This window comes from Cytobacillus kochii (genome assembly GCF_020171845.1).
In the GTDB taxonomy this organism is placed as follows: Bacteria; Bacillota; Bacilli; order Bacillales; family Cytobacillaceae; genus Cytobacillus; species Cytobacillus kochii.
In genome coordinates this window covers 184,380-206,102 of record NZ_JAIVAM010000010.1, presented here as the reverse complement: position 1 = coordinate 206,102, position 21,723 = coordinate 184,380, and the positions used below count along the sequence as shown (strand labels likewise).

General features: G+C 36.9%; 22 protein-coding genes and 2 riboswitches. Of the genes, 20 read left to right on the top strand and 2 right to left on the bottom strand.

Features of this window, described 5'->3' with window-relative positions; translation table 11 throughout:
* Positions 1 to 104 precede the first annotated feature (104 nt).
* The 16 genes from LCM23_RS17530 to LCM23_RS17455 all read left to right on the top strand — a co-directional run bounded on the left by LCM23_RS17530 (position 105) and on the right by LCM23_RS17455 (position 15,023).
* On the top strand, positions 105 to 461 hold the full coding sequence (locus LCM23_RS17530) for an arsenate reductase family protein (protein WP_224938097.1): 357 nt from the start codon (positions 105 to 107) through the stop codon (positions 459 to 461).
* 86 nt (positions 462 to 547) lie between these two features.
* Positions 548 to 931, top strand: coding sequence for a glycine cleavage system protein GcvH (gcvH, locus tag LCM23_RS17525; RefSeq protein WP_095371986.1), 384 nt, complete (start codon positions 548 to 550; stop codon positions 929 to 931).
* Positions 932 to 1,076: 145 nt separating this feature from the next.
* A complete protein-coding gene (locus tag LCM23_RS17520; RefSeq protein WP_373370966.1) occupies positions 1,077 to 1,439 on the top strand; it encodes a toprim domain-containing protein in 363 nt (120 codons plus the stop codon).
* 4 nt (positions 1,440 to 1,443) lie between these two features.
* The gene (locus LCM23_RS17515) at positions 1,444 to 1,767 is read left to right on the top strand and encodes a thioredoxin family protein (protein ID WP_095371988.1); all 324 of its coding nucleotides are present in this window, start codon (positions 1,444 to 1,446) and stop codon (positions 1,765 to 1,767) included.
* Between the two features lie 269 nt (positions 1,768 to 2,036).
* Positions 2,037 to 2,372 carry a hypothetical protein gene (locus LCM23_RS17510; RefSeq protein WP_224938095.1) on the top strand — a complete coding sequence of 112 codons (336 nt, stop codon included), beginning with the start codon at positions 2,037 to 2,039 and terminating at the stop codon, positions 2,370 to 2,372.
* 88 nt (positions 2,373 to 2,460) lie between these two features.
* A riboswitch (SAM riboswitch) is annotated at positions 2,461 to 2,566 on the top strand.
* Between the two features lie 80 nt (positions 2,567 to 2,646).
* Positions 2,647 to 3,963 (top strand): O-acetylhomoserine aminocarboxypropyltransferase/cysteine synthase family protein, encoded by a 1,317-nt coding sequence (locus LCM23_RS17505; protein ID WP_224938094.1) that lies wholly within the window; start codon positions 2,647 to 2,649, stop codon positions 3,961 to 3,963.
* Between the two features lie 88 nt (positions 3,964 to 4,051).
* Positions 4,052 to 4,156, top strand: a riboswitch (SAM riboswitch).
* A gap of 113 nt (positions 4,157 to 4,269) precedes the next feature.
* Positions 4,270 to 5,295: a methionine ABC transporter ATP-binding protein gene (locus LCM23_RS17500; protein ID WP_095371991.1), complete on the top strand. Its 1,026-nt coding sequence runs from the start codon at positions 4,270 to 4,272 to the stop codon at positions 5,293 to 5,295.
* Complete coding sequence (locus tag LCM23_RS17495) at positions 5,288 to 5,956, top strand: methionine ABC transporter permease (protein WP_095371992.1); 669 nt, start codon at positions 5,288 to 5,290, stop codon at positions 5,954 to 5,956. Before LCM23_RS17500 ends, LCM23_RS17495 begins: the two co-directional genes overlap by 8 nt.
* A gap of 12 nt (positions 5,957 to 5,968) precedes the next feature.
* Positions 5,969 to 6,802 (top strand): MetQ/NlpA family ABC transporter substrate-binding protein, encoded by an 834-nt coding sequence (locus LCM23_RS17490; protein ID WP_224938093.1) that lies wholly within the window; start codon positions 5,969 to 5,971, stop codon positions 6,800 to 6,802.
* 804 nt (positions 6,803 to 7,606) lie between these two features.
* On the top strand, positions 7,607 to 7,759 hold the full coding sequence (locus tag LCM23_RS17485) for a hypothetical protein (protein WP_157733903.1): 153 nt from the start codon (positions 7,607 to 7,609) through the stop codon (positions 7,757 to 7,759).
* Between the two features lie 434 nt (positions 7,760 to 8,193).
* The gene (sufC, locus tag LCM23_RS17480; RefSeq protein ID WP_095371994.1) at positions 8,194 to 8,976 is read left to right on the top strand and encodes a Fe-S cluster assembly ATPase SufC; all 783 of its coding nucleotides are present in this window, start codon (positions 8,194 to 8,196) and stop codon (positions 8,974 to 8,976) included.
* Positions 8,977 to 8,993: 17 nt separating this feature from the next.
* Positions 8,994 to 10,304: a Fe-S cluster assembly protein SufD gene (gene sufD / locus LCM23_RS17475; protein ID WP_095371995.1), complete on the top strand. Its 1,311-nt coding sequence runs from the start codon at positions 8,994 to 8,996 to the stop codon at positions 10,302 to 10,304.
* Complete coding sequence (locus tag LCM23_RS17470) at positions 10,304 to 11,533, top strand: cysteine desulfurase (RefSeq protein ID WP_224938092.1); 1,230 nt, start codon at positions 10,304 to 10,306, stop codon at positions 11,531 to 11,533. Before sufD ends, LCM23_RS17470 begins: the two co-directional genes overlap by 1 nt.
* The gene (sufU, locus tag LCM23_RS17465; RefSeq protein WP_095371997.1) at positions 11,523 to 11,966 is read left to right on the top strand and encodes a Fe-S cluster assembly sulfur transfer protein SufU; all 444 of its coding nucleotides are present in this window, start codon (positions 11,523 to 11,525) and stop codon (positions 11,964 to 11,966) included. Before LCM23_RS17470 ends, sufU begins: the two co-directional genes overlap by 11 nt.
* A 71-nt stretch (positions 11,967 to 12,037) precedes the next feature.
* Positions 12,038 to 13,435: a Fe-S cluster assembly protein SufB gene (sufB, locus tag LCM23_RS17460; RefSeq protein ID WP_095371998.1), complete on the top strand. Its 1,398-nt coding sequence runs from the start codon at positions 12,038 to 12,040 to the stop codon at positions 13,433 to 13,435.
* 505 nt (positions 13,436 to 13,940) lie between these two features.
* On the top strand, positions 13,941 to 15,023 hold the full coding sequence (locus tag LCM23_RS17455; RefSeq protein ID WP_224938091.1) for an N-acetylmuramoyl-L-alanine amidase: 1,083 nt from the start codon (positions 13,941 to 13,943) through the stop codon (positions 15,021 to 15,023).
* 115 nt (positions 15,024 to 15,138) lie between these two features.
* Here the strand turns inward: LCM23_RS17455 and LCM23_RS17450 are convergent, their stop codons facing one another.
* Complete coding sequence (locus LCM23_RS17450) at positions 15,139 to 15,684, bottom strand: TetR family transcriptional regulator (RefSeq protein ID WP_224938090.1); 546 nt, start codon at positions 15,682 to 15,684, stop codon at positions 15,139 to 15,141.
* Positions 15,685 to 15,801: 117 nt separating this feature from the next.
* Between LCM23_RS17450 and LCM23_RS17445 the strand changes: the two genes are divergently transcribed.
* Positions 15,802 to 16,599, top strand: coding sequence for an SDR family oxidoreductase (locus LCM23_RS17445; protein WP_224938089.1), 798 nt, complete (start codon positions 15,802 to 15,804; stop codon positions 16,597 to 16,599).
* Between the two features lie 64 nt (positions 16,600 to 16,663).
* Here the strand turns inward: LCM23_RS17445 and LCM23_RS17440 are convergent, their stop codons facing one another.
* Positions 16,664 to 17,968 carry a lysine N(6)-hydroxylase/L-ornithine N(5)-oxygenase family protein gene (locus LCM23_RS17440; protein ID WP_224938088.1) on the bottom strand — a complete coding sequence of 435 codons (1,305 nt, stop codon included), beginning with the start codon at positions 17,966 to 17,968 and terminating at the stop codon, positions 16,664 to 16,666.
* 160 nt (positions 17,969 to 18,128) lie between these two features.
* Between LCM23_RS17440 and LCM23_RS17435 the strand changes: the two genes are divergently transcribed.
* From LCM23_RS17435 to LCM23_RS17425, 3 genes are all read left to right on the top strand, one after another.
* Positions 18,129 to 18,275 (top strand): lmo0937 family membrane protein, encoded by a 147-nt coding sequence (locus LCM23_RS17435; RefSeq protein WP_224938087.1) that lies wholly within the window; start codon positions 18,129 to 18,131, stop codon positions 18,273 to 18,275.
* 354 nt (positions 18,276 to 18,629) lie between these two features.
* On the top strand, positions 18,630 to 19,601 hold the full coding sequence (locus tag LCM23_RS17430; RefSeq protein WP_224938086.1) for an ABC transporter substrate-binding protein: 972 nt from the start codon (positions 18,630 to 18,632) through the stop codon (positions 19,599 to 19,601).
* Between the two features lie 4 nt (positions 19,602 to 19,605).
* On the top strand, positions 19,606 to 21,591 hold the full coding sequence (locus LCM23_RS17425; RefSeq protein ID WP_224938085.1) for an iron ABC transporter permease: 1,986 nt from the start codon (positions 19,606 to 19,608) through the stop codon (positions 21,589 to 21,591).
* Positions 21,592 to 21,723 lie beyond the last annotated feature (132 nt).

Sequence of the window (21,723 nt, the reverse complement as noted above, 5' to 3'; positions counted from 1 at the left end):
GATAATAATTACAATTCTTCGTTATGAAAATAAAAAGAAATATGTTATGCTAATGAAACGATAGTATTCATGAATATAGGTATGATAAAATAGGTGGTGAAAACATGGCACTTACTTTCTATTGGTATCCTAAATGTGGTACTTGCCGAAAAGCGAAAAAATGGCTAGATGAACATGAAATAGCCTATGATGCGATACATATAGTGGAAAATCCCCCATCCCGCAAGGAAATAGAAGATTTTTACAAAAAGAGCGGGTTAGAGCTGAAAAAGTTTTTCAACACAAGCGGTCAAAAGTATCGTGAGTTAGGATTAAAAGACCGAGTGAAAACGGCCTCAGAGTCGGAACTGTTGGATTTATTAGCATCGGATGGAATGTTAATTAAACGTCCATTAACAACAGACGGTACGAAAGTAACAGTCGGATTTAAAGAGCTAGAATTTGAACAAAATTGGCTGTAAATGGTGGATGCGCTTTATACGTTTTAAACGATCGTTTATTCGGTCATTAAAATAAACAATTTCCTAAATTAATGGAGGTATGAAACATGAGCACACCTAAAGAATTACGTTATTCAGAAGAACACGAGTGGGTAAAAACAGAAGGAGATAAAGTTCGTATTGGTATTACATACTTTGCTCAATCAGAACTTGGAGATATCGTATTTGTTGAGCTTCCAGAAGTAGGAGATGAAGTAACTGCTGATGAACCGTTTGGTAGCGTAGAATCTGTTAAAACAGTTTCTGAGTTATATGCACCAATTAGTGGTAAAATCGTTGAGATTAACGAAGAACTTAGCGATAGTCCAGAATTTGTGAATGAATCTCCTTACGAGAAAGCATGGATGATCGTTGTTGAGCCATCCGATGCAAGTGAAATTGACAAGCTAATGACAGCTGAACAATATGAAGAAATGACAAAAGAAGATTAATTGCAGTTAAATAAAGAAGGTCAAATCATTAAATGGTTTGACCTTTTTCTAAATTTCTATATAGACATACCAGCTAAGTGTTGAAAAGTTTTCAAATGTAAAAAGGCTTACTATTATAAAATATATAAATGATATATATTAGGTGATGAGCATGCATATAGAACATGGCAATAAAGTGATTATTGTTGAAGGTAAATCTGACAAACGAAAAGTGAAAGGATTAATCAGAGAACCTGTAGAGATCTTATGTACAAATGGAACGATTGGCACTTCGAAGTTGGATGAATTAATTGATTATTTAATTGGGAAGGAAGTCTATATATTAGTCGATGCTGACGCATCAGGAGAAAAACTTCGTAAACAATTTAAGAGAGAGTTACCAGAGGCAGAGCATATCTATATTGATAAAATGTATCGTGAAGTCGAGGCGGCACCCGCGTATCATTTAGCTACAGCCTTAATAAGTGCAAATATAGATATATATACCGAGTATTTAGATAAAGGATGATAACATGATTGACTGGTCAAACAATGACTTAAATGATTTGATCGCAAGGAAGCAATCCGGCTTATTTTATTTATTCACTCCTATGTGTGGGACATGTCAAGTTGCCGGGAAAATGCTAACAATTACTGAGCAACTGTTGCAGAACCTTCCTATAGGTAAAGCCGACCTGAATTTTTTGCCAGCAGTAGCCGAAAAGTATGAAATTGAAAGTGTACCGTGTTTACTTGTGTTTAAAAAAGGAGAGTTAGTTGATAAGCTTTATGCTTTCCATTCCGTACCTTATTTACTTGAGCAAATTCAATCATATGAATTACAGTCTCAATTTTAAAACCACTTATTGTTTAGGAATAAGTGGTTTTCTTATGCTTTCAATCAAGGGGTTTTGCGCAAATATTAAATACACCCTTCACTCATTCTATGCAGGTGAACCGATGGGCTGTATCTTTTTTCTGTCGATAAATCTAGCTTTTGACATATTTCTCGGGAAATAGGTGTGAACATTGTTGGAAATAAAATGTTCTGTCGGTTAAAGTCGATAGTTAGGAGAAGGAAATCATTTCTTGGAACAGAATTATAGAATATAAGACGGGGCAGGAGGTGGTTTCAATAGAGAAACTCATTTATCATTTCAATCAATCTTTAAGAGTAAATGATCATATTTTAATGATGTTAAAGGAACCTATAAGGATACGAGTAGAATTAGAACAAAATCTATTGTATTTGACATTAGACCGTAAAAGGCTGTTAATTAAACATGCTCGCCCATTGAAAAATTATCATATAATCATTCAAACTACTGCTGACCGCTTTCATTCTTTGCTTCAAGGGCGTACAAGTCTAAAGAAACAAGTGGATGAAAAGCATATCATCCTTAAATCGACTTTTAGACAATTATTGAAATTAGATGCCATTTTCCTGTTAAATCAAAATTAATCAAAAATATATCAAATGTACTAAAAAAAGATTGACTTCCCAAAAAAAGGTTGTTATTCTATCCTTAGAATAATTAGAAAATTAAATATTCTTATCGAGAGTGGTGGAGGGACTGGCCCTATGAAACCCGGCAACCGGTTGTTTGATACACGGTGCTAATTCCAGCAGAGCATAAAAGCTCTGATAGATAAGAAGAGATGATAAACCCTCTTCTTTGTGAAGAGGGTTTTTGGTCGTCTTTTCTTTCCAATTTAAAAAAGAGGAGAGATGTAAAATGGCAGAAAAAGAAAAGCAACTTCGTTTTGAAACAATTGGTGTTCATGGTGGGCTAAAACCTGATCCAGTAACAGGGGCAAGAGCAGTCCCAATCTATCAAAATAATGCTTATCAATTCCAAAATACAGAGCATGCGCAAGACTTATTTGGCTTAAAAGAAACAGGATATATTTATTCTCGTATTCATAATCCAACGGTTACTGTGTTTGAGGAAAGAGTTGCATTGTTAGAAGGGGGAACAGGCGCATTAGCATTAGCAAGCGGGCAAGCAGCCATTTACTTAGCACTTCTTAATATTGTTCAAGCGGGTGATGAAATTGTAGCTGCCTCTAATTTATATGGAGGTACATATAATTTATTTACAGTCACTTTACCAAAGTACGGCATCAACGTTAGGCTTATCGATATGAATAATGAAGAGGAACTACGAGCAGCAATCAATGAAAAGACACGAGCTGTATTTGCCGAAACCATTGGTAACCCGAGTTTACAAGTACTAGATATTGAAACGGTTTCTAATATCGCCCATGAACATGGTGTGCCGTTAGTGGTTGATAACACATTTGCAACTCCTTATCTATGTCGGCCGATTGAGCATGGCGCAGATATTGTTGTTCATTCTGCTACGAAATGGTTACTGGGGAATGGGACGACAATGGGGGGAATCATTGTTGACGGTGGTAAATTTGATTGGAATTCAGAGAAGTATCCAGGATTAAGTCAGCCGGATACAAGCTATAACGATTTAGTATATAGTGAGGCACTTGGCCCTGTAGCATATATTACTAAGGCGAGAGTGCAGCTTCTAAGGGATTTAGGTCCAGCACTAAGTGCACAAAGCGCCTTCCAATTCACTTTAGGTTTAGAAACGTTAACGGTTCGAATGAAAGAACATATTGCTAATACGAAAAAAATTGTGCAATATTTGAATAATCACCCTGCTGTTAATTGGGTACTTTATCCGGGCGATGACAACCATCCTAATAAAGAATTAGCAGACAAATATTTATCTAAAGGTGCAGGGGCAGTTGTCGTTTTTGGCATATCTGGTGGGCGCGAAGCAGGTGCGAAGGTTATTAATTCGGTTGAGCTGTTCGCACATGTAGCGAATGTAGGTGATGCAAAAAGTCTTATTATACATCCAGCAAGCACAACGCATCAACAACTTAATCAAGATGGGTTAAAACAAGCAGGTGTACCTGAAGACTTAATCCGATTATCAATTGGAATTGAAAATGTAGAAGATTTGATCGATGATCTTGAATCTGCTATTGAAGCGGCAACCGGTATTGCTTCATTAAATATAAGGGCCTAACAACTATTATTTTCAGATTTGACACCTACTTCAATGACATGATACTATTACACAGGTACACAAAAAAATTCAATATATTCATAGTTTGCTCTTATTTAGAGAGGTGGAGGGAAGTGCCCTTTGAAGCCCGGCAACCGTCATTTAATTGAAATGGTGCCAATTCACTCAAAGCATTAGCTTTGAAAGATGAGAGAAAGGAATTTTCATAACAAGCCTTTCTGCTCATAAGCAGGAAGGCTTTTTTTATAAACAATGGATATGCTATAAATGTGTTGGTTTTTCTGGATTGAAGAGGTGAAGTATAAGATGATTTCAATAAAAGATGTAAAAAAGATTTTCTCAACGAAAAACGGGAAAGTAAATGCAGTAGACAATGTTAACCTCGAAATTAACGAGGGTGAAATATTCGGTGTAATCGGATACAGTGGTGCAGGTAAAAGTACATTGATTCGTATGTTAAATGGACTTGAAATCCCGACTGAAGGCGTTGTATCTGTAGCTGGGAATGAAGTTTCTCGCATAAAAGGTGCTAGCTTAAGAAAGGCTAGACAAGAAATAAGCATGATTTTTCAACATTTTAATTTATTATGGTCTCGAACAGTTCGAGAAAACATTGCGTTTCCATTAGAAATTGCTGGTGTACCTAAGAAAGCGCGACTAGAGAGAGTTAATGAATTAATTAAATTGGTCGGACTAGATGGTCGAGAGGATGCCTATCCTTCGCAATTAAGCGGTGGACAAAAACAGCGAGTAGGTATTGCTCGAGCACTTGCCAATAATCCTAAAGTACTGTTATGTGATGAGGCGACAAGTGCTCTAGATCCGCAAACAACTGATAGTATTCTCGACTTACTTGTTGATATTAATGAACGTTTAGGGTTAACTATTGTGTTAATTACGCATGAAATGCATGTCATTCGCAAGATTTGCCACCGTGTGGCTGTCATGGAAGGTGGAAGAATTGTTGAAATTGGCGAAGTGCTAGATGTGTTCCAAAAGCCAAAAGAACCTATTACGAAGCGTTTTGTTCAACAAGTGACCGAACCGGAAGAAACGAAGGAAACGATTACACATTTACTGAGTGCTTATCCAAATGGCCAAATTGTTCAACTTGGATTTGTAGGTGGTTCAGCGGAACAACCATTAATCACAAACTTAATTCGTCACTACAATGTAACAGTGAATGTATTACAAGGAAAGATATCCCAAACACAAAGTGGCTCTTACGGTACCTTATTTATTCATATAGATGGAGAGTCGGATGAGGTTACCCGCGCGATTGAATATATTCATTCGCAGAAGGTTGGCGTGGAGGTGATTTCCCATGCTTAATGAATGGCTACCAAATGTGGATTGGGAAAGAATGTGGGAAGCAACAAAAGAAACTTTATATATGACAAGTATTTCTGTTATAGCCACGTTTATTTTAGGAATTATTCTTGGATTACTTTTGTTCTTAACTTCTAAAGGTAATATATGGCAAAATCAGCTAGTTAATAAAATTATTGCGGCATTTGTTAATGTCTTTCGATCCATTCCGTTCTTAATCTTGATTGTGTTACTAATCCCTTTCACAAAAATGATTTTAGGGACAATGATTGGAGAAAATGCAGCATTGCCAGCACTCATTATTGGTGCAGCACCTTTCTATGCAAGAATGGTGGAAATTGGCTTACGTGAGATTGATAAAGGTGTCATTGAAGCCTCTAAATCGATGGGTGCAAAAACAAGTACAATTATATGGAAGGTACTCATCCCTGAATCTATGCCAGCGCTTGTTTCGGGTATTACCGTTACAGCGATTGCGCTAGTCGGATATACGGCGATGGCAGGTGTCATAGGTGCAGGAGGATTAGGGAATCTTGCCTACTTAGAAGGTTTCCAAAGAAGTAGATATGACGTTGTATGGATTGCAACGATTATTATCTTAATTATCGTGTTTATCATTCAAATGATTGGTGATTTGATTACTTCCAAACTAGACAAACGATAGGAGAGCTAAAAAATGAAAAAATGGTTATCTGTTTTAATGATTGCAGCTGTTGCATTATTTATTGCTGCTTGTGGATCTTCAGATGAAGGTAGCGAAGGATCTGATGAAGGAACAAAAACATTAAAAATTGGGGCATCTAATGTACCGCATGCTGAAATCCTAAATGAAGCAAAACCTTTATTAGAAGAAAAAGGAATTGAGTTGGATATCACAACGTTCCAAGATTATATCGTACCGAACCAAGCGTTAGAGGGTGGCGATATTGATGCGAACTATTTCCAACATATCCCTTATTTAGAATCTCAAATGGCTGAAAATGATTATGATTTTGTTAATGCTGGTGGTGTTCATATCGAGCCAATTGGTGTTTATTCACAAGAATATGATAGCTTAGATGATCTTCCAGAAGGAGCAACAATTATTATGAGTAGCTCTGTACCTGACCACGGTCGTATTTTGACAATGTTAGAAAAGGAAGGTTTGATTACACTAAAAGCTGATGTCGATAAAACGACAGCGACAATTGATGATATTGAGGAAAATACGAAAAATATAAAGTTTGATACAGAGTATGAAGCAGCACTTCTTCCACAAATATATAATAATGGAGAAGGTGACGCAGTTCTAATTAACTCTAACTATGCGATTGATGCTGGCTTAAATCCAGTGGAAGATGCAATTGCACTTGAAGAGAGTGATTCTCCATATGTGAATGTAATCGCAGTTAGAGCTGGGGATGAAGACAAAGAAGAAATTAAAGCACTACTAGAAGTATTACACTCTGAAGAAATCCAAAGTTTCATTGAAGAACAATATGAAGGTGCAGTTGTACCTGTTACTGAATAATAGAAATTTATTAAAGAAGTCTACTTAGTTGTAGGCTTCTTTTTTTGGTAAGGCGATGTATAGGGACTAACTAGTACAATTGATGCAAATAAAGGTAGATTAGACGGCTTTTAGAGAATCCCTAAATTCGATTTGATAGAAACAAGTAGTGAGGGAAATTCGTATTATTAAGAAAGAAAATAATAAATCAAGTTAAAACGCTTTTCCCCCATGATCGGGTTTCCGCGTTCATTAAGGTTAAGGATACGAAAAATTGCTAATAAAAGCGGCTTGCGCGTGCATCGAGAGAGAAAAAACCAAAGATAGCAGAACAAAATCGCTTTGCTCGTATATCCAGAGGGAAAATATTAAAGATAGCAGAACAAAGTCTATTTGCACGTGCATCCAGAGAGAAAATCCAAAGATAGCAGAATAAAATCGCTTTGCTCGTATATCGGAAGTAAAAATACAAACCAGCTTAATAAAAAACAGATAATAATTCTCTGTATATTGCTTAATCTTACAAAGGTGGCCTTAACTGTTGATTAAAGGTATTTTGCACAGACAAAATAGTCATTTCTAACTTGTGTATGAGTAAAGATGAATATTTGTAAGTAATGACCCATGAATTTATGAATAAAAGAGGTGGATAAAACCAATCGCGATAAATTCAGTAAAAAAGCGTATTTTCATGTTTTATCGTGTTTGAGTGGGGTAAGTTTATAGTGTAGTATTTTTATTGTAATCATTATAACGCTTTAAACGGCGAAAATTTGAAAGGATTGATTCATTATTAGTCAGCTACAGCTGAATTACACAAGCGAAATGGAAAAGGCCATGCACGGAGCATACGGTGTAGGTTATGAAACGTATTGCCAAAGACAAGATGTAAGGATGCGCGTAGAAAAACAGCGTGAAAAAGATTACTTAAAGAGTCAAAGAATTGTTGCCGATATCGAACGTAAAGCACATGCTTAAATAAAGAGTAGAGCTGTCAGATAGACGGCTCTTTTTGTATACAATAAATGAACATGTGATTTCATTACGCCAATGTTAAAGAAGCGTGAAACTATTTATTATGTAAAAAGCTGGCTTCTTTTTTTCATATAATTGCTTATGAACAAGATGATTATGATGATTTTAATTTGGACATAAATGCAAGTAGAAACGAACTTAACAATAAGTCATATATAAATAGAAGAAAAATGAGTTATTTTCGCTAAATTTAGTGTAGAATAATGGATGGTGATAGGTTTACAACATATACATAGTGGAAATATCGTCTAATATGTGCAAAGAGTTGATATCACATTTAATTTGTTATAAGATTGTAATGAGAATAAAGTGAGAATTAAACTAGAAATGAGATTTGACTTAACAGGGCAAATCTTTTTTATTACGGAGGTATAAACATGGCATCTACATTAACAATTAAAGACCTTCATGTTGAAATTGAAGGAAAAGAGATTTTAAAGGGTGTTAACCTTGAGATAAAGGGTGGAGAAATCCACGCAATTATGGGTCCTAACGGAACAGGTAAATCAACATTATCTTCCGCAATTATGGGACATCCGAAATATGAAGTAACAAAAGGAAGTATTATTTTAGATGGTGAAGATGTACTTGAAATGGAAGTAGATGAGCGCGCGCGCGCAGGTCTATTCCTAGCAATGCAGTACCCAAGTGAAATCAGTGGCGTAACAAATGCAGATTTTTTACGTTCCGCAATTAATAGCCGTCGAGAAGAAGGCGAAGAGATTTCTCTAATGAAATTCATTCGTAAAATGGATAAAAACATGGAGTACCTTGAAATGGATACAGATATGGCCCAACGTTACTTAAACGAAGGCTTCTCTGGTGGGGAGAAAAAACGTAATGAAATCCTACAGATGATGATGATTGAGCCTAAAATTGCGATTCTTGATGAAATTGATTCTGGATTAGATATCGATGCATTGAAAGTCGTTTCTAAAGGGATTAACGAAATGCGCGGTGAGGAGTTTGGTTGCTTAATTATTACTCACTACCAACGTCTATTAAACTACATCACGCCAGATCACGTGCATGTAATGATGCAAGGTCGTGTCGTTAAGTCTGGTGGACCAGAATTAGCACAAAGACTAGAAGCTGAAGGTTATGACTGGATTAAAAAAGAATTAGGTATTGAAGACGAATCAGTTGAGCAAGAAGCGTAAGAGTTAGGAGGATCACTATGTCAACAGAAATAAAGTTACCATTTGATAAAGAATACGTACATTCTTTTTCAAAAGATATGGGCGAGCCTGCATGGATGACAGATCTCCGTGTAAACGCACTGGAGAAAGCTGAAGATCTTCCAATGCCTAAGCCTGATAAAACAAATATTTCAAAATGGAATTTCACTCAATTTGATAAGCATATCGTGGGAAGTGAAGATTACTCTTCATTAACAGATTTGCCAGAAGAAGTAAGAAGCTTAATCAATTTAGAATCAGCTGACCAAAATTTATATATTCAGCGTAATAATCGTCCGGCATATATCTCTTTATCAAAGACAGTTCTAGATCAAGGTGTTATTTTCACCGACATCTTTACTGCTGCTAGAGAGCACGGAGATTTGTTGCAAAAATATTATATGACAGATGGGGTAAAGGTTGACGAACATAAGTTAACAGCTTTACATGCTGCACTGATGAATGGTGGCGTATTTGTCTATATTCCTAAAAATGTAGAAATCAAAGAGCCACTACACTCTGTATTTATTCACGACGATCAAGAAGCAAACCTATTCAATCATGTATTATTGGTTGCTGAAGATAATAGTTCTGTTACTTATGTAGAAAACTATATTTCAACAATGGAAGAAAGCAAAGGCATTTTTAACATCATTTCCGAAGTTGTTGCTAATACAAATGCAAAAGTAACTTATGGAGCGGTAGACACTTTATCTGCTGGAACTACTGTATATGTGAATCGTCGCGGAGTTGCTGGCCGAGATGCACGTATTGAATGGGCATTAGGCTTAATGAATGATGGCGATACAGTTTCTGATAATAAAACGAATTTAATCGGCGATGGTTCATATGGAGATATGAAAACAGTCGTTGTAGGTCGCGGGAAACAAACGCAAAACTTTACAACAAACATTGTACACTTCGGTAAAGCATCTGAAGGTTACATCTTAAAACATGGTGTAATGAAGGATGCAGCTACTTCCATCTTTAATGGAATTGGCAAAATTGAGCACGGAGCGACAAAGGCGAATGCAGAACAAGAATCTCGTGTATTAATGCTAAGCGAAAAAGCACGTGGAGATGCGAACCCAATTCTATTGATTGATGAAGATGATGTAACAGCTGGTCACGCAGCTTCTGTTGGTCGTGTCGATCCGTTACAATTATATTATTTGATGAGTCGTGGTATTTCACAAAAAGAAGCAGAACGCCTTGTTATTCATGGCTTCCTTGCTCCAGTAGTTAATGCTCTTCCTATCGAAGGGGTTAAAAAGCAATTAACAGCTGTGATCGAAGGGAAAGTTCAATAATGAATGCAAAAGAGATTCGCGAGCTATTTCCAATACTAAATCAAGAAGTCAATGGCCATCCATTAGTGTATTTAGATAGCGGTGCTACATCACAAAAACCAATTCAAGTGATTGAAGCGGTACAAAAATATTATCATAACGATAATTCAAATGTTCATAGAGGTGTACACACTTTAGGTACAAGGGCTACTGACGGCTATGAAGGCGCCAGAGAAAAAGTCCGCAAGTTTATCAGGGCAAAATCCACTGAAGAAATTATCTTTACTAGGGGAACAACGACTAGTATAAATAAAGTGGCTGCAAGCTATGCGAGAGCGAATCTTTCAGAAGGGGATGAGATTGTTATCTCCTATATGGAGCACCATAGTAATATTATTCCTTGGCAACAAGTGGCTAAGGAAACTGGTGCAACATTAAAATATTTACCATTACAAGAAGATGGAACAATTGCTCTGAGTGATGTTTCCGCTACAATTACAGACCAAACGAAAATTGTTTCTGTTACACTTGTATCTAATGTATTGGGTGTAATCAATCCTATTAAAGATATTGCCAAAATTGCTCATCAGCATGGAGCTGTAATGGTTGTTGATGCTGCACAAGGGGCACCGCATTTAAAAATTGATGTGCAAGATCTAGATTGTGATTTTCTTGCTTTTTCAGGACATAAAATGTGTGGACCTACTGGTATTGGTGTTCTATATGGTAAGAAACAACTTTTAGAAAATATGGAGCCAGTTGAATTTGGTGGCGAAATGATTGATTTTGTCGGCTTATATGAGTCTACATGGAAAGAACTCCCGTGGAAGTTTGAAGGTGGCACACCAATCATTGCTGGAGCGATTGGACTAGGTGCAGCGATTGATTTCTTAGAAGAAATTGGTTTAGACCAAATTGAGGCTCATGAACATAAGCTTGCTGCTTATGCTTTAGAGAGACTTTCTGAAGTAGAAGGCATGAAAATTTTCGGTCCAAAAACAGCAGCAAATCGTGCAGGGATTGTTACATTTAATTTAGATGATGTTCACCCGCATGATGTGGCAACGGTATTAGATGCTGAAGGAATCGCTATTAGAGCGGGACATCATTGTGCACAGCCGTTAATGAAATGGTTGAAGCAATCAGCAACAGCTAGAGCAAGCTTCTATTTATATAACACAGAAGAAGATATTGATAAGCTTACAACAGGGCTTATTAAAACGAAGGAGTATTTCAGCGATGTCTTTTAATAACTTAGATACCCTCTATCGCCAAGTGATTATGGATCACTACAAGAACCCTCGAAACAAAGGCGTGCTTGAAGATGATAGCTTAACAGTTAATATGAATAATCCGACTTGTGGAGATAGAATTCAGTTAACCTTAAAGCTCGAAGATGGGAAAGTCGCTGATGCCAAATTTGAAGGTGAAGGCTGTTCTATCTCAATGTCATCGGCATCTATGATGACACAGGCGATTAAGGGAAAAACAAAGGAAGAAGCAGTAAAGCTATCTCATATCTTTTCTGATATGATGCTTGGGAAAGATTATGACGATGATATCGATTTGGGTGATATTGAAGCACTTCAAGGTGTTTCCCAATTTCCGGCACGTATTAAGTGTGCGACACTAGCGTGGAAGGCGATGGAAAAGGGAATGAACGAGGAAGATACAGCTAAGTAGTCATAGAGTTGTGACGTTAAAATAAATCATGGTGAAGGATGTTTCTAACCATAAGAATGGAGGAATACGAAATGGCAAAAAAAGCACCTGAAATCGGCGATTACAAGTATGGATTTGCCGATAAGGACATTTCCATTTTCCGGTCAAAACGCGGTTTAACAAAAGAAATCGTGCAAGAGATTTCTAAAATGAAGGAAGAGCCTCAATGGATGCTTGACTTCCGATTGAAATCTTTAGAGCACTTCTACAATATGCCAATGCCTCAATGGGGTGGCGATCTATCAGCACTAAACTTTGATGAGATTACGTATTATGTAAAACCATCTGAGAAAACAGAGCGTTCTTGGGATGAGGTACCTGAAGAAATCAAACAAACTTTTGATAAGTTAGGTATTCCAGAAGCAGAGCAAAAATATCTTGCTGGGGTTTCTGCTCAATACGAATCTGAGGTTGTTTACCATAATATGCAAGAGGATCTTGAGTCAAAAGGAATTGTCTTTAAAGATACAGATTCTGCCCTACGTGAAAACGAAGATATTTTCCGTGAACACTGGGCAAAGGTAATCCCACCGACAGATAATAAATTCGCTGCATTAAACTCAGCCGTATGGTCTGGTGGTTCATTCATCTACGTTCCTAAAGGAATTAAAGTAGACACACCATTACAAGCTTACTTCCGTATTAACTCTGAGAATATGGGTCAGTTCGAGCGTACGCTAATCATAGTAGATGAAGGCGCACATGTACACTATGTTGAAGGTTGTACAGCACCTGTTTATACAACAAATTCACTGCATAGTGCCGTAGTTGAAATTATCATCAAAAAAGGCGCATATTGCCGTTATACAACAATTCAAAACTGGGCAAATAACGTGTTTAACCTCGTTACAAAACGTGCAGTTTGTGAAGAAAATGCAACAATGGAATGGATTGATGGTAACATCGGATCCAAACTAACAATGAAATATCCAGCCGTTATTCTTAAAGGTGAAGGCGCTCGTGGTATGACATTGTCCATCGCATTAGCAGGTAAAGGACAACACCAAGATGCAGGTGCGAAAATGCTACACCTAGCACCTAATACATCTTCGACAATTGTCTCTAAATCAATTGCTAAACAAGGTGGTAAAGTAACTTACCGTGGAATTGTTCAATTTGGACGTAAAGCAACTGGCGCACGTTCAAATATTGAATGTGATACATTAATTATGGATAATCAGTCAACTTCTGATACAATCCCTTATAATGAAATCATGAATGACAATATTTCATTAGAGCACGAAGCAAAGGTATCTAAAGTATCTGAAGAACAATTATTTTATCTAATGAGCAGAGGTATTTCTGAAGAAGAAGCAACAGAAATGATTGTTATGGGCTTCATCGAACCATTTACAAAAGAACTTCCAATGGAATATGCTGTTGAAATGAACCGTTTAATCAAGTTCGAGATGGAAGGTTCAATTGGATAAATGCTTAAAACCCTTATTATATAAGGGTTTTTTGTTTGGAGTAAAAATTATTCGTGCCGGTTTCGGGCAGATATAGATTTTTTCTCGTTTATTTTAGTATATGAGGCGAACTTTTTTAGTTCGTCTTCTTCTTTTTTTTGAATTAAGTCAGAGGTTATTTATGGTTTAATCAGTCATGCTACTTTTTCATATTTGTCTACCGAGAGAGATGCAAGCAAGGAATTTTCCCACCCAAAAACCTTAGCAAGTCGTTCGTTATTGTCATAATTTTGAATGTCGATCATGTCTTAGGTTGCTACGCTATATTTTGGGGAGCAAAATGCATTTGTACTAACAATAGAGTAGCAAATGCGTCTTTTATACTCAGATCAGTAAATTAATCGTTATATCTTTTCACTCCTCCATTCTATAGAGAAAATAGGCTTTCTGTATGTATTTTTTATGAAGGGCTGTCCACACGGGCAGTCCTTTTTACTTATATATTATAGAAAGGAGAGTGTTTTATATGGTTAATGTGATAAAGCAGCTGGTATCTCAGGAAGTGGTTAATCAACGCTCTTATGGTAAAGGGAACACAATTCAATATATAACACCACATCAAACAGGAAATATGGGAATCGGAGCAAATGCACAGATGCATGCTAATTTACAGTCGAACTTAAATGCAAGACAAGCTAGTTGGCACTACCAGGTGGATGATCGCATGGCAATACAATCATTTGAAGATAATGTGATGTGCTGGGCAGCAGGAGATGGGCGAGGGCCAGGGAATACGGCGTCGATTCATATTGAAATGTGCATCAATGCCGATGGAGATTATGAACAGACAATCAATAATGGTGCAGCATTAGTCAAAATGTTGATGGACAAGTATGGGTTGGATCGGAGTAGAATTAAACAACATCACGACTGGTCAGGGAAAAACTGCCCCGCACAATTGCGCGCGGGTTATAAGGGCATTACATGGGAGGATTTTTTGAATAAAGTAGATGGGGTGCAGGAAGAGGAAAATTTCGGATCCCCTTCACCCGGTCCTAATCAACCAAAACCAAAACAGGTTGAAAATGGAAATAGTATTGTCGACTATCTCAACGCACAAGGAATAGACTCATCCTTCAAGAATCGAGCAATATTAGCAAAGCAATATGGGATGAATAATTATCAAGGTACGGCGGCGCAAAACATTGCTTTATTAGAAAAAATCAAAAAAGGAGTGCCGAAGAAGCCACAAACAGCCCTGAAAGCGAATCTGAATGTGGACGGAAAATGGGGAAAATCAACAACGAGAGCACTACAAAAAGCACTTGGTACTCCTGTTGATGGTATCATCAGTAATCAGCCGAAAAATAGTGTAACGAATGCCTTCTATGATGGAACGATTCACTTTGCTAGTGGAAAACAAGGAAGTCCAATGGTAAAAGCATTACAACGACTGATTGGTGCAAATCCTGATGGTTTTATGGGCCCTCAAACAGTAAGAGCGTTACAAATATATTTGGGGACGGTTGCTGATGGTGTATTAAGTCGTCCATCCCTCGTAGTAAAAGAAATGCAACGACGACTAAATGCAGGGACTTTTGTTAAATAAATGAACATAAAAAGCAAGGTTACTTTAATGGAAGTATTCACCTTGCTTTTTTATATTATTGCATAGAGGAATTCAATTGACTTGTAGCTGTCCTTAATGGAATAATCAATTTTCCTTAAAGTTCACCGTTTTTCATGTCTGTATGTAAAGCTGACCAATCTGTCGTCCCTATCTTTCTTAATTCTAAAGCAGCTTCCTCAGGTGTCATTTGAAAAGAGTCGTATACCCATTCAGCCAGAAAGCCTACTGTCCCATAACTCGAAAAGGAGGCGTAGCTTTTATGGTTATATACATGCATCAATGCAGCAGATAGTTCTCGTGATAGATGGTGAATAAATTGTGGATTTTGAAACTGTTCTTTATAGAAAGATTGATAAAAAAAGACATGATTACATATATCCTTGGTTGTTTCTTCTGCCTTTAAATGATGATTGTGCCTTTTTTTAGCTTGAGGATAAAACGCTAAAAATCCGTTGATAATGTCCTTTGAGAGTTGCTCAAGCAAATCATATTTATCATAGTAATAGACATAAAAGGTAGAGCGACTGATGCCTGCTCTTTTTACAATCTCTTTTACTGTTATAGAAGAGAATGTCTTTTGATGTAATAGCTCAAGTAGTGCTGTGATGATATAAGCTTTCGCAGATGTATTTTGTAGCATTGTTTCCTCATCTCCTAAAATTGGACATTTAGAATGAAAATGTCGTTTGTTTGTATTGGCTTGTTTTTTTACAATTATAAGTGATAGTAAATTGAAGTATAACGGAGGGGAACATAAGTGACAAATGTTCATGTGATAACTGGTGGCACAGGTGGCATGGGAAAAGCGATTGCAGAAGCGTTAAACAAGGAAGATATCTTTTTGCTCGCCGATGTGAATGAAGAGAGATTAAAACAGACCCAGCAAGAGTTAAATGACAAAGGAATCACTCAAGTACATTATCAAACAGTAGATATAACAGATCAAGAAAATGTTCGAGCATTGGCGCAAAAGGCTGATTCATTAGGTGAATTAAAGTCCATCATCAATACAGCTGGATTATCACCGACGATGGCTGATGCGAAAAGAATTGTTGATGTTAATTTAAGAGGAACAAGTATCATTTTAGATGCCTTCTATGAAATCGCAAAAAAAGGGACAGTTGCCGTCTGTATTTCCTCAATGAGTGGGCATATGGTGCCAAAAGAAGGGCCGTATAGCGAAATACTAAAGGCACCGTTAGCTGAAGATTTACACGAGAAGATGGAGCCTTTCTATCAAACGAATTCTGGTGCTGCCTATAGCTTTTCGAAATTAGGTGTTTTATTAATTGTAGAAGACCAAGCATGGAGGTGGGGACAGAAAGGGGCGCGAATTGTTTCTGTTTCTCCAGGTACGATTAATACACCAATGGGTAGACAGGAAGCTAGTCAATCTGAGCAAATGAAGATGTTACTAGAAAAAACACCTTTGCAGCGTGAAGGAGAATCACCTGAAATTGCTTCAGCTGTTGCGTTTCTAGTGAGTGATGCAGCAAGCTATATTACTGGTACTGATTTAAGAGTCGACGGTGGCACTGTCGCTAACCTAAGATAATAAAGAAACCCTGCTGAATAAACTTTCATCAGCAGGGTTTCTTTATTGACTGTCTCAACATTGACTAGTGTTTCGGTGAAAATTGCTGAAAAACCGTTTTTGTTGGTTCAGGGTATATTTCTTTTCCAGCAATTGAATTGATGATTTTTTGATTTCTTAGAACAGATAGGCCTAGATTTGTTGCACTAGCCCCGTGGGAATGCTCGATATTGGTTAAGGTATAGATATGATTTGTTTTCTGTTTCTTAAAGTCAATTTGATAATTTTCCGTTACTTTGAATCGTTTATTGTCTTCCCAAATGATTTCATCGGCAAATTGCGATAACCAATTCGGTAGGGCAGGTTTATAACCAGTTGCTAAGACGACCTTTTCCGTTTGATGAATAAATTTTTTCTCCTGCTGCCATTGTTGACAATGTAGATGGTACGTCTTCTCTATTTTCTCTATTTTCTGCGCTTCTGTTAAGGGTTGGATAGTTACATTGAGTTTTTCCCCACTAATAGAACGATGGTAAAGCAGATTATAAATTTTCTTTAAAGTTTCGGGGTCAATGCCATTCCGTAGTTGATTTAAAGAATCTAATGCTTCAAGACGATGGTCAAAATCAAGTTGATGGAAATAATGAATATATTCAGGTGAGAAAAATTCTTTCCCTAATTTGGCATCTTCTTTTTGAAAAAGGCCGGAAGATCTTGTAAACCATGTTAGTTCATAATCGTGGTTTTTCTGATCTAACAATAAGTCGAAAAAAATCTCAGATGCACTTTGACCAGAACCGATTACAGTGACTGAATGACCACTTTTCAATTGCTTCTCATGAAACAAATACTCACTTGAGTGACTAATTTCATTGTTTGGCCAATCTCCATCTAATCCCTTTGGCACCATTGGTATACTGCCAGTTCCGATAATGAGATTCTTTGTTAAATAGTTGGATACTTCTTTTTTTAGTAGATTCTCTACAGTTACTTGATAAAGATGATCCTTTGTTTCTATCACATTTGTTACACGATGGCTGAAATAACAATGTGATAATTGATGGGCTACCCAACTACAATAGTCACTATATTCTTTGCGCGGAATGTTGAATTGGTTGAAAAAGTAGAAGGCATATAAGCGCTCATGAGTATGTAAATAATTGATAAATGTATATGGACTGGTTGGATCGGCAAATGTTACTAAATCAGCTAAAAAGGGTGTCTGTAAATCTGTGCCCTCTATAAGCATACCTGGATGCCAAACAAACTCCTCTTCTTGTTCAAAAAATAATCCATCTAACTCTTTGACTCGATCAGTTAAAGCTGCAAGACTTAAATTAAAAGGTCCTAAGCCAATGCCAATAAAATCATAAACGACAGGTGTGACCAATAGTATCCCTTCTTCCATTAATAGGTGAAATATCTATTCTGTATTTTCCCTTCCTCTCATATATTCTAAACATAGAGAAAATGTTCTGGAGGTTTAAGTGTTTTTTTTCTGGGGTATGTAAGAGTATCGAACAAATACACAACAGAAAGGACAATGTAAAATGCTCTGGACGATTATCGGTATTTTAATTATTTTATGGATTTTGGGATTTAGCTTTGATGTCGCAGGAGGACTTGTCCACCTATTATTAGTTATTGCACTCGTCGTTTTAGTATTCCAATTAATTACTGGAAGACGTAGACCTTAACGGGACATCTGAGGGTAAATAATATAAGAACGAACGCCCACCTTCATTAAGGTGGGCGTTTTCATTGTGTCGTTTGATTGAAGAAATGTTCATTCAAGATATGATATGGATTATATACGATTTTATTAAAGATAAGAGCATTGAATTTGATTAAAGAATGAATAGAAGTGTGAGCAATAAAATAGTGTATTGCCAAACGCTATTTTTTGCATTAAAATGAGAATGATTATCATTGTTGAAAGGTTAAAATCAAATTAAATTCTCAAATGATTAGCTTTTAATATTTCGGAATTTTCTTCACTTTGAATGAGATTGCTGTGATAATTAATTTTTTTGGAAATGGAGCTTTGATTAATGAAGAAATTATATTTTATTATGCTTTTATTTGTACTCGTTTTAGCTGGTTGTATGCAAAAGGAAGAAGAGAGTAATAGTGGAGAAGAGAATAATAATAGTAATCAAACGATTGTCATTGAAGATGCGTCAGGTGAACGCAGCTTTGAAGGAGTTCAGGAGAAAGTAGTTGCTCTTGAATGGAGCGTTGCTGAAGAGTTATTAGCTGTTGGTGTACAACCAGCTGCAGTAGCTGATGTAGAGGGGTTTAATAAGTGGGTAACAATTGATGCTAAATTAGATGAAAGTGTTGTGGATATTGGTTTAAGAACAGAACCAAATATTGAAGAAATAGCAAAGTTAGAGCCCGATGTGATTATTGGTATGGAATATCAAGAACAGTTTAAAGCGGACCTTGAAAAAATAGCTCCTGTAGTGATTTTTGATAGTTCTACAGAGGAAGCTCAAAAAGACTTATATGCTTACATGTTACATACATTAAAGCAGACAGGTAAGCTAGTAGGTAAAGAACAAGAGGCTGACGAGGCAGTTGCTCATTTAGAGGAAAAAATGGCAGAAGCGAAAGAGAATATATCTGCAGCTCAATTAAAGACAAATGAATTTGTTTTTACACAAGCTTATTCTGCGAATCAAGCCCCGACCTTTAGATTATTTACAGAAAACTCGACGGTGAGCCATACACTTGAAGGTATAGGATTGACAAATAAAATACAGGATCAAGATCCACAGCCGAGTGGTTTTATTACAACAAATGTAGAGGGTGTATCTAAGTACGAAGAAGCTATATTTCTTCATACTGTACAAAAAGATGATCCGTTATTTAGTAATTTAGAAGGAAACAAAGCTTGGAACTCTTTATACTTTGTAGAAAATGATTTGATGTACGATGTAGGCGCAGGTGTGTGGACGTTTGGTAGTGTTCTTTCAATGGAAACTTTAGTTGATCATGTTGAAGAGACATTAGTGAAGTAATGTTATGAGAGTTAAACCCTTTCTATTATTTGCGGCATGTGTGCTCTTGTTTATTATTCTTGGTCTCATCCACTTGAGCCAAGGACAAGCTTCAACAGGCTTACTCAGCTTTTGGATGGAAGTATGGGATAATGAGCAGGAACTGAATTTTCTCCTTTATAGTAGAATGCCGAGGTTTTTAATTGGTTGTTTAGTTGGAGCTGCACTTGCCGTAGCAGGGATGTTATTACAAACAATGACAAGAAATCCACTCGCAAGTGCAAGTACACTAGGCATTCATGCAGGAGCATTTTTCTTTGTTGTTCTTTTTTCCATTTTCTTTCCTTCTATAAAGGGTGCCTTTCCATTTTTCGTGACGATGCTTGGGGGAATCATAGCCGCTTTAATTGTTAGTTTTTTAGTAGGTAGAGCATTGGATCCTATTAGAATTGCATTAACTGGATTGATAGTAACAATGTTGTTTTCTTCATTTACTAGTGCCCTGCAGCTTTTATATGAAAATGAAGTGTCCGGGTTGTTTTTATGGGGAGCGGGAACATTGTTACAGCTTGATTGGAGTGGCGTTCAATTTGCTTTGCCATGGGTTCTCTTCACTCTTCTTTTTGCCTTTATAATAGGTCATCGTTTTGACGCTTTACTGTTGGGGGAAGATGTAGCTGTAGGATTAGGACAAAATGTGATGATAAGTAAATTAATAGGTTGGGGCATTGCAATTATATTAGCTGCTGTCTCTGTTACAGTAGTAGGCCCCATTGGCTTTGTTGGTATTATGGCTCCACATATTGTTCGTTTAATGGGCTTTAGAAAGCATCGATCCATGCTAATAGGAAATATAGTGGTCGGTGCAGGCTTACTCATATGTGCTGACATCTTTGTTCGTATGATTTCTAGTATGTCCGAATTACCTGTAGGAGCAATGACGGCCATTATAGGAGCACCCTGGTTAGTCTATTTAGCCTTAAAGGTAAGTAGGAAAACGAGAACTGCTGGAGGAGCATTAGAGGGGAAAGTGCGAATTAAGCATATTAAAAGATTTTATCTCCTCATATCTCTCGCCGTTCTTGGATTAGTAGGGTTTAGCCTGTCGTTTGGGGGAACAAGTTTCACTAGTCTTTTAGAATTGCCAAGAGAATTGATGTATAATACCTTCGTTTGGGATTTTCGCTTGCCTCGAGTGGTCGTCAGCTTCGGAATTGGTATGATGATGGCAGCTAGCGGTTTAATGATGCAGACTGTTTTACGTAACCCACTTGCTGACGCTTCTGTTTTAGGTGTGACTTCAGGTGCAAGTGTAGTGGCGATGTTGGTTCTCATTGTTTTTCCTCAAGCCCCCTTTGTCCTTATTCCAATTGGTGCATTAATTGGTGCACTTGTTACAATGGGAATTGTATTGTTTATTAGTGCGCGGAGCGGTTATCAACCGATGATTCTATTATTAATGGGTGTTGCTATATCTGCGGTAGGTTCTGCTATTATACAGATTTTATTAGTACGTGCGAACCTTCATGCATCACAAGCTTTAACATGGCTTGCTGGTAGCACCTATGGGACAAGCTGGAGTGACCTAGTAATTGTGATGATAACATCGTTACTACTCTTTCCGGTTATTCTCTATATGGCCAATACATTCGAGATCTTATCATTGAGTGATGAACTATCCATTGGTTTAGGTGTGAAAACTAGTAAAATGCGTATGTTTATGATTATACTAGCTGTTATGTTGTCAAGCATCAGTGTATCAGTGGTTGGAGCAATTGGATTTATCGGTTTACTAGCTCCACATATTGCTAGACAACTGGTCGGTCCGAAGCTACTACAATTACTGCCATTAACCATAGTAATTGGCGGGATTTTACTTATTTCAGCTGATTTTCTTGGAAGAGTCGTTTTAGCTCCTAAAGAAATACCTGCTGGAATAATTGTTTCTTTAATTGGTGCACCATACTTACTTTATTTATTGAAGAAAACGAACAAAATCAAAGCGAGTTAATCTGTTTAATAAAAAATAATCTGAACAATGGTTCGGGTTATTTTTTATTTCTTTTAAACTCATAGTAAGAAACGGATATCTGATTTATACCATCTCCAGTAAGGTACTTTTTCTATATGCTTTTCCTTATTA

Bases quoted from the DNA above. Each gene is read 5' to 3' on its own strand.
- LCM23_RS17530 (WP_224938097.1), top strand. From the start codon at position 105: ATGGCACTTACTTTCTATTGGTATCCTAAATGTGGTACTTGCCGAAAA.
- gcvH (WP_095371986.1), top strand. From the start codon at position 548: ATGAGCACACCTAAAGAATTACGTTATTCAGAAGAACACGAGTGGGTA.
- LCM23_RS17520 (WP_373370966.1), top strand. From the start codon at position 1,077: ATGAGCATGCATATAGAACATGGCAATAAAGTGATTATTGTTGAAGGT.
- LCM23_RS17515 (WP_095371988.1), top strand. From the start codon at position 1,444: ATGATTGACTGGTCAAACAATGACTTAAATGATTTGATCGCAAGGAAG.
- LCM23_RS17505 (WP_224938094.1), top strand. From the start codon at position 2,647: ATGGCAGAAAAAGAAAAGCAACTTCGTTTTGAAACAATTGGTGTTCAT.
- LCM23_RS17500 (WP_095371991.1), top strand. From the start codon at position 4,270: ATGATTTCAATAAAAGATGTAAAAAAGATTTTCTCAACGAAAAACGGG.
- LCM23_RS17495 (WP_095371992.1), top strand. From the start codon at position 5,288: ATGCTTAATGAATGGCTACCAAATGTGGATTGGGAAAGAATGTGGGAA.
- LCM23_RS17490 (WP_224938093.1), top strand. From the start codon at position 5,969: ATGAAAAAATGGTTATCTGTTTTAATGATTGCAGCTGTTGCATTATTT.
- LCM23_RS17485 (WP_157733903.1), top strand. From the start codon at position 7,607: ATGGAAAAGGCCATGCACGGAGCATACGGTGTAGGTTATGAAACGTAT.
- sufC (WP_095371994.1), top strand. From the start codon at position 8,194: ATGGCATCTACATTAACAATTAAAGACCTTCATGTTGAAATTGAAGGA.
- sufD (WP_095371995.1), top strand. From the start codon at position 8,994: ATGTCAACAGAAATAAAGTTACCATTTGATAAAGAATACGTACATTCT.
- LCM23_RS17470 (WP_224938092.1), top strand. From the start codon at position 10,304: ATGAATGCAAAAGAGATTCGCGAGCTATTTCCAATACTAAATCAAGAA.
- sufU (WP_095371997.1), top strand. From the start codon at position 11,523: ATGTCTTTTAATAACTTAGATACCCTCTATCGCCAAGTGATTATGGAT.
- sufB (WP_095371998.1), top strand. From the start codon at position 12,038: ATGGCAAAAAAAGCACCTGAAATCGGCGATTACAAGTATGGATTTGCC.
- LCM23_RS17455 (WP_224938091.1), top strand. From the start codon at position 13,941: ATGGTTAATGTGATAAAGCAGCTGGTATCTCAGGAAGTGGTTAATCAA.
- LCM23_RS17450 (WP_224938090.1), bottom strand. From the start codon at position 15,684: ATGCTACAAAATACATCTGCGAAAGCTTATATCATCACAGCACTACTT.
- LCM23_RS17435 (WP_224938087.1), top strand. From the start codon at position 18,129: ATGCTCTGGACGATTATCGGTATTTTAATTATTTTATGGATTTTGGGA.
- LCM23_RS17430 (WP_224938086.1), top strand. From the start codon at position 18,630: ATGAAGAAATTATATTTTATTATGCTTTTATTTGTACTCGTTTTAGCT.
- LCM23_RS17425 (WP_224938085.1), top strand. From the start codon at position 19,606: ATGAGAGTTAAACCCTTTCTATTATTTGCGGCATGTGTGCTCTTGTTT.